Source organism: Massilia sp. UYP32 (assembly GCF_050434365.1).
In the GTDB taxonomy this organism is placed as follows: domain Bacteria; phylum Pseudomonadota; class Gammaproteobacteria; order Burkholderiales; family Burkholderiaceae_D; genus Telluria; species Telluria timonae.
This window is the reverse complement of record NZ_JBNDIK010000015.1, coordinates 150,357-162,639: the sequence shown is the minus strand read 5'-3', so window position 1 is coordinate 162,639 and position 12,283 is coordinate 150,357. Positions and strand designations below refer to the sequence as shown.

The following is a 12,283-nucleotide window of genomic DNA, read 5'->3' as shown; positions in this document are numbered from 1 at the left end:
GCCAACCAGTTCGCCATCATGTTCGGCGAGCGCTTCACGAACGCGATTATCTAACTACGAATTCTGGCCCCGCACACAGAATTTCTGACAGGTCCGTCATGTCGCCTACCCACACCTTGTTTGGCGCCTTCCTGTCGAATGCACGCTTGACCAAGTCATCTGCTGGCGGTTCGAGTTTTTGGTAGGTGCGCATTTTTCTAAAGCGCGCGCTGCGACGCGTCTCAATGCCTGCGATACGACGCAACTTGGCCACGCGATTACGGCCGCAAGGTAGTCCTTCGGCTTGTAGCAGATGCCACATCTTGATCGTGCCAGGAGCATGGCGGTGGGCTTCGTGCAGTTCCTCGATGCGTGAACGCAGCGCCGCATCCTGGCTGCTACGCTTGCTTTCCGGGCGCTCGCGCGATGCATAGCAACCGCTACGGCTGACCTTCAACAAGCGGCACATCATGGCCACCGGATGTACCCCAATGTGCTCATGAATGAATGCGTACTTTACGGCTTGCGTCGCGCAAAGTACGCTTCCGCTTTTTTTAAGATGGTGTTCTCCAGCTTGAGGCGCTCATTTTCACGACGCAGCTTAGCAAGTTCATCTTCTTCCACTCCGGCCGGGCGACCAGGGCCCTTAAATGCCTTGTCAGTACCAGCTTCCTCGAGCCGTTTGGCCCACTTGTACAGCTGATTGCGCGGCACTCCAAGCTCAAGAGCGAGCGCCGTTGCGTTACCTTCCTGCTTGAGTCTGGCGACGGCACGCTTCTTGAAGTCGCTGGTGTGAATGGTGCGCTTTGCAGCTGGGGTCTTAGTGTCATCCATAGGCTCCATTGTCTCCTATTCTGGATGTCCACCAAACCCGGGCTACCTCAGAGTCGATTTAACGGCTCATCAGCAAACGTTGTCAAACAATTCGACACTGACCCTAATTGGAGATGGGGAAAGAAAACGGCCCGGGAGGGCCGTTGGGTCAGATCGTGGCGGCGTCGATGCGGCGCGCGAGGTCGGGGCGGGTGGGGCGCAGGGCCTCGGTCAGTTCGGAGATCGAGGAGCCGCAGCCGAAGACCAGCACGTCGCCCGGACGGCACATCGACAGGCCCAGGCGGATCGCGCGGTGCACGTCCAGTTCCACCTGCAGTTGCTCGGCGTCGATCTTGCCGAGCTTGGCGCCGCGCGCCAGCAGGGTGGCGGTTTCGCCGGCGGGGCGGCCGCGGTTCTCGGTTTCGTAGATCACCAGTTCGTCGAAGCCGGCGGCGCAGGTTCGGCCGATGTCGACCAGGTCGGCGTCGCGGCGGTCGCCAGGGGCGGCGACCACCCCGACCAGGCGGCCCGGCGTCATCGCGCGCGCCATCTCGGCCAGGGCGGCGTAGGCCGCGCAGTTGTGGGCGTAGTCGACCACCACCGTCACGCCGTCCACGTCGAACAGGTTCGAACGCAGCGGATTGTGCTTGCTGTCCGAGACGAAGCCGCGCAGGCCGTCGGCGATCTCGTGGTTGGCGAAGCCGCAGGCGATCAAGGCCGCCGCCGCCGCCATCGCGTTGGCGATGTTGTAGCGCGCGCGCCCGCCCAGCGAAGAGGGCATCTCGCGCACGTCCATCAGCGCTTCGTGGCGCAGGCCGCTCGCGATCACGATCGTCGAATCCTGCAGGTAGACCCCGCGCCCGCCGTGCTCCACATGGCGCAGCAGCACCGGATCCTCGGCGTCCAGCGCGAAATAGATGATCTCGACGCCGTCGGCCAGCTCGGCCGCCATCCGCACGCAATACGTGTCCTCGGCATTGAGCACCACCGCGCGCGAGGCGCGCTTGGCCACCACCGCCTTCACCCTCGCCAGGTCGTCGATGGTGTCGATCCCGTCCAGCCCCAGATGGTCGGCCGAGACGTTCAGCACCACCGCCACGTCGCAGCGGTCGTACGCCAGGCCGCGCTTGAGGATGCCGCCGCGCGCCGTTTCCAGCACCGCGAAGTCGACGTCCGGCGCGCCCAGCACGCTGCGCGCCGAATGGTAGCCGGTGCAGTCGCCTTCATAGGCCAGCTGGCCGTTCAGGTAGACGCCGCTGGTGGTGGTCACGCCGGTGCGCAGGCCCGCCATGCGCACCGTGTGCTCGATCAAGAGGCTGGTGGTGGTCTTGCCGTTGGTGCCGGTGACGGCCACCAGGGGGATGCGTCCGTTGCAGCCGCCGAACAGCGCCTCGACGATGGCGTCGCCGGCGTCGCGCGGCGTGCCGCGGCTCGGGTACTGGTGCATGCGGATGCCCGGCGCCGCGTTGACCTCGATGACGCCGCCACGTTGGGCGCGCAGCGGCAGCGCGATGTCTTCGCAGATGATGTCGATGCCCGCCACGTCCAGGCCGATGGTGCGCGCGGCGCGGATGCAGATGTCGCGCGTCTCTTCCGGCAGCAGGTCGGTCACGTCCTCGGCGGTGCCGCCGGTCGACAGGTTGGCGTTGCCGCGCAGGTCGGCGCTCACGCCATCGTGCAGGACCGTGTCGAGGTCATATCCCTGCCGGGCCAGCGTCTCGTCGGCCAGGGCGTCGAGCGGAATTTTGGTGAGGATGTTGGTGTGGCCATCGCCGCGCGCCGGGTTGCGGTTTTCAAGCTCGACCAGCTCGCGGATGGTCGACTTGCCGTCGCCCGTCACGTGCGGCGGACGGCGCCAGGAGGCGGCCGCGATCTTGCCGCCCGTGACCAGCACGCGGTAGTCGCGGCCGCGCAGGTATTCCTCGACGATCACGCGCCGGCCATGCTTGCGCGCGAACTCGAAGGCGCGCGCCACGGCGTCAAGGCCGACGCAGTCGACGGTCACGCCCTTGCCCTGGTTGGCGTCCAGCGGCTTGATCGCCACCGGCCGCCCGAGCCGGCGCGCGATGCGCTGGGCCGCTTCGACCGTGGTGACGACGTCGCCTTCCGGCACCGGCACGCCGGCCCCGTCGAGCAGCGCCTTGGTCAGTTGCTTGTCGCTGGCGATGCCCACCGCGATCGAGTTGGTGGCGCCGGTGATGGTCGCCTGCAGCCGCTTCTGGCGGCTGCCCCAGCCCAGCTGGAACAGGTTTGCCGAATCAAGCAGGCGCAGGGCCGGGATGCCGCGCCGCAGGGCGGCGTTGACGACGGCGCCGGTGCTGGTGCCGATCGCATGGTGCTCGGCGGTGTCGCGCAATTCGGCGACGGCGGCGTCCAGGTCGAAGGCCTGGTCGAGCGCCAGCGCGTCGAGCAGGGCGATCGCGGTGCGCAGCGCTTCCTCGGCCACTTGCTCGATCGCGTAGCCGCATACCACGCGGCGGCGCTCGGGCTGTCCCAGGACCGGCAGGGTGGCGCTGTGCTCACCCGGGGCGCCGGCCAGGCGCTGCAACTCCATGACCACCGGTTCGAGCGCGTCGACCAGCAGCGCGTCGTCGGCGAGGCGCACCGCGGCCTCGAGCGGCAGCGCCGGCAGCAGTGCGAGCAGGCGCGCGGAAAAGCCGCGGCCCTTGGCGCCGCCGTTGTCCACCAGCGCCATCAGGCACGGACTGGCGGCGTACAGATTGGGCCCGCGCAGCAGGCGTTTTTCCTTGATTCTCATGACAGTGTCGTCCGTTTGGTGACGTTTTCCAGGAAGTCCAGCAGCTGGGGCGGCACGCGCTTGCCGGTCTGCTCCTGGCCATCGGGCAGTGCATATTTGCTGCCGGCCGGCAGCAGGTGCAGGCGCACGTCGATCAGCTCCGGCGTGGCGCGGTCCTTGATCTCGGCCACATTGGTGCTCATCGAGCGACCGTCGACCACGGTCACCGCGCCTTCGCCCACCACCTCGATGCCGACCCCGCGCTCGACGATCAGGGCCGTGTCTTCGTCGATGCCGATCCCCTGCAGATAGGGGTTCTGGGCCACCACCGACAACAGGCGCGACAGGCGCTGGCGTTCCGAGAAGTGCTGGTCGACCACCACGCGGTGCAGGAATCCGAGACCCGCGCCCAGGCTCACCGAGCCTTTCTCGGGCAGCAGGTCGGTGCGGCCTTGCGCCAGCATGTGACCCGACATGGCCGAGGCCCCGGCGCTGGTGCCGCCGATGGTGGCGCCGCGCACCTTGAGGGCGTTGTGCATCTCGGCGTCCATGGCGGTGCCGCCGATCAGGGCCAGCAGGCGTTTCTGGTCGCCGCCGGTCATGAAGATGCCGTCGGCCTCGCCCACCTTGCGCACGAAGTCTTCGCTGTTGGCGTCTTCGCGGCTGGTGATCTCGCAGTGGGCGCGTTCCTTCACGCCCAGTGTGCCGAACACGCCGTCGTAGATCTGCCACATTTCATCGGCGATCTGGCTGGCCGCCGTGATCACCACGATGCGCGCGCTGGCGCCGCCCGACAGTTCGACGAAGCGCGACAGGATTTCCATGTCGTGCTTGCGGTCTTCGCCGCCGCCGATGATGACCAGGTGGCCGTTCTTCTGTTTCGCTTGTTCGCTCATCGTTGCACCATTTTCGAGTAAGGCATGTCGCTGTTGCTGCAGGCGCCGGCGTCATGACGGCTGACCGCGATCAGCCCGACCTTGATCTCCGGCGCGAACAGGTCGATTCCGCGTTGCAGCGCCCGGTCGAGCGGCATGCCGTCTGCGATCCAGCCATAGACCGTGCGCGCCAGCAGGTGGCGCACGATGTGTTCGCCGATGCCGGTCGCTGCCACCGCGCCTTCCGGCCCGGCATAGAAGCCGCTGCCGATGATCGGGGTGTCGCCGACGCGCCCGAGCAGCGACGGCGCCGAGCCGCCGGTGGAGCAGGCCACCGCGAAGTGGCCGTCGGCGCCGCGCACCACGGCGCCGACCGTGTCGCAGGCGACGCCTTCGGGCAGGTTCAACGGGGTGTTGTAGTTCCAGAACCGGTCGAACAGCCGGATGTTCAGTCCCGGCATGGCCGGCACCGAGCCGGCCAGCTGCGTCATGATCTTGCGATGGTCGGCCCGCTGGCGCTCCGACACCGGAGCGCTCTCCGGCATGCCGATCGCGCGCGCGAAGCGCGTGGCGCCGTCGCCGGCCAGCAGCCAGTGCGGCGTGTCGGCCACCGCGCGCGCCAGCTGCACCGGGTTCTTCACCGATTGCACGCAGGCGATCGCGCCAAGGCGGCCGCGGGTATCCATGATCGAGGCATCCATTTCGACGGTGGCGCCGTCGAGGCACAGCACCGAACCGCTGCCGGCGTTGAAGCGGCCATCGTCTTCGAGGGCGCTGACTGCGGCGATGGCGGCGTCCAGCGCCTCGCCGTTGACTTCCAGCTGCGCCAATGCGCGGCGCGCGGCGAGAACGCAGCCATCTTCGTTCTCGCGCGACGCGCCGGCGCCACCGTGTACCACGACGGCGCCAGCTTGTTGAGGCTTGCTCATCTCGTCCAATCCTTTTGCATTATTGTTATCTTGACCGGTCGCGCAGCTCCGTGTGCGACCAGCAGACATTATGCAAAAGCAACCGTCTGAACCATATCGGTAGCGCCGCCGTGTGTATGTAAGAGGCCGCTTACAGGGCAATCCAAATCTGGTAACATACCGCCCCTTCGATATAAAGGTTCCTATGGCGCACGCTTGCGGCGTTGACTTCGGCACGTCCAACTCCACTGTCGGCTGGCTCCGGCCAGGCACGACCCACTCCGCCCCCACGGCGCTCCTGACGCTCGAGGATGGCAAGCCCACCTTGCCGTCGGTGGTGTTCTTCAATGCCGACGACGAGCGGGTCAGCTATGGTCGCGCGGCGCTGGCCGAATACCTCGAGGGTTACGAGGGCCGTCTCATGCGCTCGCTCAAGAGCCTGCTCGGCACCAGCCTGATCGACGGCCAGACCGAGGTCGCCGGCCGCGCGTTGCCGTTCCGCGCGCTGCTGTCGCAATTCATCGGTGAGGTGAAGCGCCGCGCCGAAAGCCAGGCCGGCGTGCCGTTCGAGCGCGCGGTGTTCGGCCGTCCGGTCTTCTTCATCGACGACGACCCGCAGGCCGACCAGTTGGCCGAGGACACGCTGCGCGAGGTGGCGCAGGCGGTCGGCTTCAAGGAGATCGGTTTCCAGTACGAGCCGATCGCCGCCGCCTTCGACTACGAGGCGCGGATCAAGCGCGAGGAACTGGTCCTGATCGCCGACATCGGCGGCGGCACCTCGGACTTTTCGCTGCTGCGCCTCGGCCCGCAGCGCGCCGCGCGCAGCGACCGGCGCGACGACATCCTGGCCAATGGCGGCGTGCACATCGGCGGCACCGATTTCGACAAGTACCTGAGCCTGGCCAGCGTGATGCCGCTGCTCGGTTACGGCAGCAGCCTGCGCTCGGGCGCGGCGATCCCGTCCAGCTATTACTTCAACCTGGCGACCTGGCATACGATCAACCAGGCCTACACGCGCAAGAGCGTGACGCAGCTGGCCGACCTGGCGCGCGATGCGGCCGAGCCAGGCAAGATCGCGCGCCTGCAGAACCTGATCGACGAGCGCGCCGGCCACTGGCTGGCGATCCAGGTGGAGGGCGCCAAGATCGCGCTGTCCGACGCCGACACGGTGCGCCTGCAGCTCGATCGCCTGGCGCCGCCCGAGACGCTCGACGTCGCCCGCGCGCAGTTCGAGGCGGCCATTGCTGGCCTGGTCGACCAGGTGGCGACCACGGTGAGCAAACTGTTCGCGGATGCCGGGGTGAAGCCGGAGGACGTGGATACGGTATTCTTCACGGGCGGTTCGAGCGGCGTCGGCCTGCTGCGCGAGCGCATCGGCGCCATGGTGCCGGGCGCGCGCCGCGTGGAGGGCGACCTGTTCGGCAGCATCGGCACCGGCCTGGCGCTGGACGCGCTGCGCCGGTTCGGCTGAAGGCCCGGCCCGACCGCGCACATACAATAGAGGATGGAACGATGAGTGTTTATGATCGACCGCTGGTGATGCTCGACTTCGAGACCACCGGCCTGTCGCCCGAGATGGGCGACCGCATCACCGAAGTGGCGGCGCTGCGCATCGTCGGCGGCGAAGTGAAGGAGCGCTACGTCTCGCTGGTGAACTGCGGCGTGCGGATCCCATCCTTCATCACCCAGCTGACCGGGATCACGCAAGCGATGGTCGACGGCGCGCCGCCGGCGCACCAGGTGGTGCCGGAACTGCTCGACTTCATCGGCGGCGACGTGCTGTCGGCCCACAATGCCAGCTTCGACGAGAAGTTCCTCAAGGCCGAAGGCGCGCGATTCGGCCGCGCCACTTCGCACGCCGGCCTGGTGTGCTCGCTGAAGCTGTCGCGCCGCCTGTTCCCGGGCCTGGCCAGCTACAAGCTGGGCCTGCTCTCGCGCCAGCTCGGCATCGAGTTCCGCGGTACCGCCCACCGGGCCGAGGCCGACGCCCAGGTGGCCGCCGACGTGCTGCTGCACGCCGCGCGCCACCTCGGCCGCACCTGCGGCATCGAGCAGGTCGAGCCGGCGCTGCTGGTCTCGATCAACAAGGTCGCGGCCGCCAAGATTCCCGCCTTCCTCGACAAGTACGCGGCCACCGTGCGCGAGCGCCGCGCTGCCTCGGCCGCCGTCGCTGCCTGAGCTTTCTGACCCAACCGTGGCGGCGCGCGCGCCGCTGACCGTCCGATTGTGCGGTCGCAAATCCCGAATCCCTCGCTCTCCTTAAAATTTTAACAACGGGATTGAGAACGCCGAGAGGACTTCGATGAGCGAGGATGCCGCCCGACAGGGCACCGCCACCTACGAGTGGTTCCACCGCGCCGCCAGCGGCGGCAATCCCTACGCTCAGTTCAACCTGGCCCAGCTGTACCTGCGTGGCGACGGCGTCGCGCGCGACGAGGCCAAGGCGGCCGCCTGGCTGGCGCGCGCCGCCCAGCAGGGGCTGGCCTTTGCCCAGAACCATCTGGGCGCCATGTACTACAACGGCCGCGGCGTGTGCCGCGATCACACGCGGGCGGCGCACTGGTTCCAGCGCGCCGCGGAGCAGGGCGACCGCTCGGCCCAGCACAATCTGGGTCTCCTGTACCGCAAGGGCCGCGGCGTGCCGCGCTCGCACAAGGCGGCGATCGGCTGGTTCTATCGGGCCGCCGAACAAGGCATGGCGCGCGCCCAGACCCAGCTCGCCCAGGGTTATCTGCACGGCCTCGGCGTCAACGTCAGCCACCCGCTGGCGATGGCATGGTTCCGCAAGGCCGCGATGCAGGGGCACGTGCCGGCGCAGGTGCAACTGGCGCAAATGTATGCGCGCGGGCAGGGCGTGGCGCCCAGTCCGGCCCAGGCCCTGTACTGGTTCCGCCACGCGGCCGGGGCGGGCGACCCCACCGCCCAGCGCCAGCTCGGCGTGGCCTATGCCGAAGGCCGCGGCGCCGGCCCCGATCCAGCCCTGGCCATCCAGTGGCTCGAACGCGCGGCGGCCGGCGGCGAACGCGAGGCGCTGTACGTGCTGGGCGGGCTGCTCTCGGGCGGCGGCATGCCGCGCGACAGCGCACGCGCGCTGCGCTGCTACATGCAGGCGGCGGCCCGGGGCCACGTGCAGGCCCAGTACCGGGTGGCGCGCATGCTGGCCGGCGGTTGCGGCGTGCAGCGCGATCCGGCGCGCGCGCTCGAGTTCTACCTGCAGGCCGCCGAGGGCGGCGCCGCCAATGCCCAGTTCGCGCTGGGCCTGCTGTACGCCAAGGGCCAGGGCGTGCCGCGCGACCTGGCCCTGGCCGCGGCCTGGTACCGGCGCGCCGCCCAGCAGGGCGACGCCAGCGCCCAGAACAACCTGGGCGCCATGTATGCCTGCGGCGAAGGCGTGCCGCGCGACGACAATCTGGCCGCCCACTGGTACCGCCTCGCGGCGCGCCAGGACCACCCGCCGGCCCAGCACAACCTGGGCGGGCTGTACGCCGCCGGGCGCGGCGTCGCGAAGAATCCGGTGCGGGCCTGCATGTGGGCCTGGCTGGCGCGCCAGGGCCGCGGCCTCGACAAGGCGGCGCCGGCCGACGTCGCGCTGGCCGCCAGCACGGCGGCCAACGACTTTACCGCCTTGCTGAGCCCGGCCGAGCGGCGCCGGGCGCGGACCCTGGTCGAGCGCTGGCTGGCCTCGAAGACGAGTCCACGCCGGCTGCTCGGGCGCACCGGCGCATGAGCGTGTTCTCACGGCGCTGCGTGTTCCGCCGGGGTTTCGCGAGGTTTTCCTTAGACTCGCCGCATCCTGGCATGCGCGTGGCATGCATCGTCAATACGCGTCCGGCCGCGAGCGGCTGCCCGGGCAGCTACGCCATACTCAAGCATGTCATTTCGCGCTATGATGCCCTGCGGCCACAAGCCCACACCATCATTCAACAGCCCGAGAAGAATATGCACATGAGACTCGCCACGCTCGCCGCCGTCCTGGCCGCTGCTTTCGCCGCGCCAGCGATGGGGCAGAGCTGCTCGCCTGCCGGCCCTTCGCTGACCTATCCCGTGTCGAAGAAAGTCGACCAGACCGACAACTACCACGGCACCGTGGTGGCCGACCCCTACCGCTGGCTCGAGGACGCGAACAGCGCCGACACCAAGTCCTGGGTCGACGCCCAGAACAAGGTCACCCAGGCCTACCTGGCGCAGATCCCGCAGCGCGAGGCGATCCGCCAGCGCCTGACCCAGCTCTGGAACTACGAGCGCTACAGCGTGCCGGGCAAGGAAGGCGGCCGCTACTTCTACACGCGCAACGATGGCTTGCAAAACCAGGCCGTGCTGTACACCCTGAAGAACCTGAACGACCAGCCGCGCATGCTGCTCGACCCGAACACGCTGGCGCTTGATGGCACCGTCGCCCTGGCCGGCGCCGAGGTCAGCCCCGACGGCAAGCTGCTGGCCTACAGCATCGCCGCGTCCGGCTCCGACTGGAACGAGATCAAGGTGCGCGACATCGACACCGGCAAGGACCTGCCTGACCACATCAAGTGGGTCAAGTTCTCGAGCACCGCCTGGACCAAGGATGGCAAGGGCTTCTTCTACAGCCGCTACGACGAGCCGAAAGAAGCGACCAAGCTGGCCGACGTCAACTACTTCCAGAAGCTGTACTTCCACCGCATCGGCACGCCGCAAAGCGCCGACACCCTGGTGTACGACCGCGCCGATCAGAAGGAATGGGGGTTCGGCGGCCAGACCACCGACGATGGCCGTTACCTGATCATCACCACCACCAAGGGCACCGCGCCGAAGAACCGCGTTTCGTACAAGGACCTGTCCAAGCCCGATGCCAAGGTGGTCGACCTGATCGACAACTTCGACGCCGGCTACGACTTCATCGACAACGTCGGCACCGTGTTCTACTTCAGCACCGACCGCAACGCGCCCAAGAAGCGCATCGTCGCGATCGACATCAGCAAGCCGTCGGAGAATAACTGGAAAGAGATCGCCGCCGAAACCGCCGACACCCTGGCCGGCGCCGACATCATCAACAACCAGCTCGTGCTCGAGTACCTGAAAGACGCCAAGAGCGTGGTGCGCGTGGTGTCGCTCGAAGGCAAGCCGGTGCGCGAGATCGCGCTGCCGGGCATCGGCACCGTCGGTGGCCTCACGGGCAAGCGCCAGGACGCCGAGACCTTCTATTCGTTCACCGGCTTCACCAATCCGACCACGATCTACCGCCTGAACCTCAAGACCGGCGAGAGCACCGTGTTCCGCCAGCCGAAGGTCGCCTTCAACCCGGCCGACTACGAGACCCGCCAGCAGTTCTACACGAGCCGCGACGGCACCAAGGTGCCGATGTTCATCGTGTCCAAAAAGGGCCTCAAGCTGGACGGCTCGAACCCGACCTATCTGTACGGCTATGGCGGCTTCAATATCGCGCTGACCCCGAGCTTCTCGCCGGCCAACCTGGCCTGGATGGAAATGGGCGGCGTCTATGTAGTGGCCAACCTGCGCGGCGGCGGAGAATACGGCGAAGCCTGGCACCAGGCCGGCACCAAGCTGCAAAAGCAGAACGTGTTCGACGACTTCATCGGCGCGGCCGAGTGGCTGGTGCAGAACAAGGTCACCTCGCCGAAGAAACTGGCGATCGGCGGCGGCAGCAACGGCGGCCTGCTGGTCGGCGCGGCCACCACCCAGCGTCCGGACCTGTTCGCGGCGGCGATTCCGAGCGTGGGCGTGATGGACATGCTGCGCTTCCACAAGTTCACCATCGGCTGGGCATGGACTTCGGACTACGGCTCGTCGGAAAATCCTGACGAGTTCAAGGCCCTGGTCAAATACTCGCCGCTGCACAACCTGAAGGCGGGCACCTGCTATCCAGCAACCATGGTCACCACGGCCGATCACGACGACCGCGTGGTGCCGGCGCACAGCTTCAAGTACGCGGCCGCGGCCCAGGCTGCCCAGGCCGGTTCGGCGCCGATCCTGATCCGCATCGACACCAAGGCCGGCCATGGCGCCGGCAAGCCGACCGGCAAGCAGATCGAGGAAGTCGCCGATCGCTGGGGTTTCCTGTCGCGTGAGCTGCACATGCAGGATGCGGCCAAGACGGTTGGCGGCTCGCACTAGGTGGTAACGATCAGCCGGTGCTGCGCCGGGTGAACAAGACAACGGCCGCCAGGGCAACCCGGCGGCCGCTGATTTTCATGCCTGATTTTCGTGCCTGATTTGCAGGCCTACCGGTGGACCACCACCAATACGGCCTTCGCCTCGGTCTTGCCGGTATTGCGGATCACATGGTTCTGATCGGCTGGATACCGCGCCGTCGCGCCATGCCGCACCTTGCGCTTTTCGTTCCCCACTTCCAGCTCGACCGTGCCGGTGATCACCGTCAGGTGCTCGCCAGTGCCCGGATCGTGCGCCTGCGAGGCCAGCTCTCCGCCAGGCGCCAGGGTCAGCTCATACCATTCATACTTGCCCGCCAGGTCCATCGGCCCCAGGATGCGCAGCGAATAGCCGGCGTGGGCGCCGGGCAGGGTGGGGATCTCGTGGGCGTCGACCACCCGGATCAGGTCGCTCGTCCTCACCTCGGACGACAGCAGTTCGCCGATCTGAACGCCCAGCGCATTGGCCAGGCGCCAGGTGATGGCGATGGTCGGATTCGCCTTTTCGCGCTCGATCTGCGACAGCATCGACTTCGACACGCCGGCGATACGCGACAGGTCCTCGAGCGTCAGGCCACGCGCCAGCCGCAGGCGTTGTAGTGTGGCGCCAACTTCTGGCGGGGCATTGTTTGTTAGAGTGGTACTCATTTTCCGTTGGCTGCCTGTCTGGGTATTGCCTAATGCAAATTGCTAATAAGTATATGGGAAGCCGCTTGCCAAGTTCATTGGCTGGGCGTAAGATTCAATATATCGAATTTCTGTTCGAGATAGCGAACTAGTTCTCTACATCGAACGAACCAACGGTACAACATCCGCCGACCGCCGGTC

10 protein-coding genes are annotated in these 12,283 nt (G+C 67.4%); 4 read left to right on the top strand and 6 right to left on the bottom strand.

The genetic code is table 11. From position 1 onward, the window contains the following. Positions 1-46: 46 nt before the first annotated feature. The 5 genes from ABIB42_RS13905 to ABIB42_RS13885 form a co-directional block, all read right to left on the bottom strand. Positions 47-439: an IS3 family transposase gene (locus ABIB42_RS13905; protein ID WP_429248510.1), complete on the bottom strand. Its 393-nt coding sequence runs from the start codon at positions 437-439 to the stop codon at positions 47-49. Between the two features lie 56 nt (positions 440-495). Then, a complete protein-coding gene (locus ABIB42_RS13900; protein ID WP_005671221.1) occupies positions 496-813 on the bottom strand; it encodes a transposase in 318 nt (105 codons plus the stop codon). A 148-nt stretch (positions 814-961) separates the two neighbouring features. Further along, positions 962-3,550 (bottom strand): cyanophycin synthetase, encoded by a 2,589-nt coding sequence (gene cphA / locus ABIB42_RS13895; RefSeq protein ID WP_429248509.1) that lies wholly within the window; start codon positions 3,548-3,550, stop codon positions 962-964. Further along, positions 3,547-4,425 carry a cyanophycinase gene (locus tag ABIB42_RS13890; RefSeq protein WP_219863952.1) on the bottom strand — a complete coding sequence of 293 codons (879 nt, stop codon included), beginning with the start codon at positions 4,423-4,425 and terminating at the stop codon, positions 3,547-3,549. Before ABIB42_RS13890 ends, cphA begins: the two co-directional genes overlap by 4 nt. Further along, positions 4,422-5,333, bottom strand: coding sequence for an isoaspartyl peptidase/L-asparaginase (locus ABIB42_RS13885; RefSeq protein WP_429248508.1), 912 nt, complete (start codon positions 5,331-5,333; stop codon positions 4,422-4,424). The genes ABIB42_RS13890 and ABIB42_RS13885 overlap by 4 nt, the downstream gene beginning before the upstream one ends. Before the next feature lie 184 nt (positions 5,334-5,517). Here ABIB42_RS13885 and ABIB42_RS13880 point away from each other — a divergent pair, with 184 nt between their 5' ends. The 4 genes from ABIB42_RS13880 to ABIB42_RS13865 all read left to right on the top strand — a co-directional run bounded on the left by ABIB42_RS13880 (position 5,518) and on the right by ABIB42_RS13865 (position 11,420). Continuing rightward, positions 5,518-6,783 (top strand): Hsp70 family protein, encoded by a 1,266-nt coding sequence (locus ABIB42_RS13880; protein WP_429248507.1) that lies wholly within the window; start codon positions 5,518-5,520, stop codon positions 6,781-6,783. A 41-nt stretch (positions 6,784-6,824) separates the two neighbouring features. Beyond that, on the top strand, positions 6,825-7,490 hold the full coding sequence (locus ABIB42_RS13875; protein ID WP_273029566.1) for a 3'-5' exonuclease: 666 nt from the start codon (positions 6,825-6,827) through the stop codon (positions 7,488-7,490). A 124-nt stretch (positions 7,491-7,614) separates the two neighbouring features. Then, entirely contained in the window at positions 7,615-9,039 is a 1,425-nt protein-coding gene (locus ABIB42_RS13870; protein WP_429248506.1) for a tetratricopeptide repeat protein, read from the top strand. A 212-nt stretch (positions 9,040-9,251) separates the two neighbouring features. Then, complete coding sequence (locus ABIB42_RS13865) at positions 9,252-11,420, top strand: prolyl oligopeptidase family serine peptidase (protein WP_429248505.1); 2,169 nt, start codon at positions 9,252-9,254, stop codon at positions 11,418-11,420. A gap of 107 nt (positions 11,421-11,527) precedes the next feature. Here ABIB42_RS13865 and ABIB42_RS13860 read toward each other — a convergent pair whose 3' ends face one another. Further along, complete coding sequence (locus ABIB42_RS13860) at positions 11,528-12,103, bottom strand: helix-turn-helix domain-containing protein (protein WP_005671205.1); 576 nt, start codon at positions 12,101-12,103, stop codon at positions 11,528-11,530. Between the last annotated feature and the right edge of the window lie 180 nt (positions 12,104-12,283).

Coding starts and splice junctions, on each gene's coding strand:
- ABIB42_RS13900 (WP_005671221.1), bottom strand. CDS start 813: ATGGATGACACTAAGACCCCAGCTGCAAAGCGCACCATTCACACCAGC.
- cphA (WP_429248509.1), bottom strand. CDS start 3,550: ATGAGAATCAAGGAAAAACGCCTGCTGCGCGGGCCCAATCTGTACGCC.
- ABIB42_RS13890 (WP_219863952.1), bottom strand. CDS start 4,425: ATGAGCGAACAAGCGAAACAGAAGAACGGCCACCTGGTCATCATCGGC.
- ABIB42_RS13885 (WP_429248508.1), bottom strand. CDS start 5,333: ATGAGCAAGCCTCAACAAGCTGGCGCCGTCGTGGTACACGGTGGCGCC.
- ABIB42_RS13880 (WP_429248507.1), top strand. CDS start 5,518: ATGGCGCACGCTTGCGGCGTTGACTTCGGCACGTCCAACTCCACTGTC.
- ABIB42_RS13875 (WP_273029566.1), top strand. CDS start 6,825: ATGAGTGTTTATGATCGACCGCTGGTGATGCTCGACTTCGAGACCACC.
- ABIB42_RS13870 (WP_429248506.1), top strand. CDS start 7,615: ATGAGCGAGGATGCCGCCCGACAGGGCACCGCCACCTACGAGTGGTTC.
- ABIB42_RS13865 (WP_429248505.1), top strand. CDS start 9,252: ATGCACATGAGACTCGCCACGCTCGCCGCCGTCCTGGCCGCTGCTTTC.
- ABIB42_RS13860 (WP_005671205.1), bottom strand. CDS start 12,103: ATGAGTACCACTCTAACAAACAATGCCCCGCCAGAAGTTGGCGCCACA.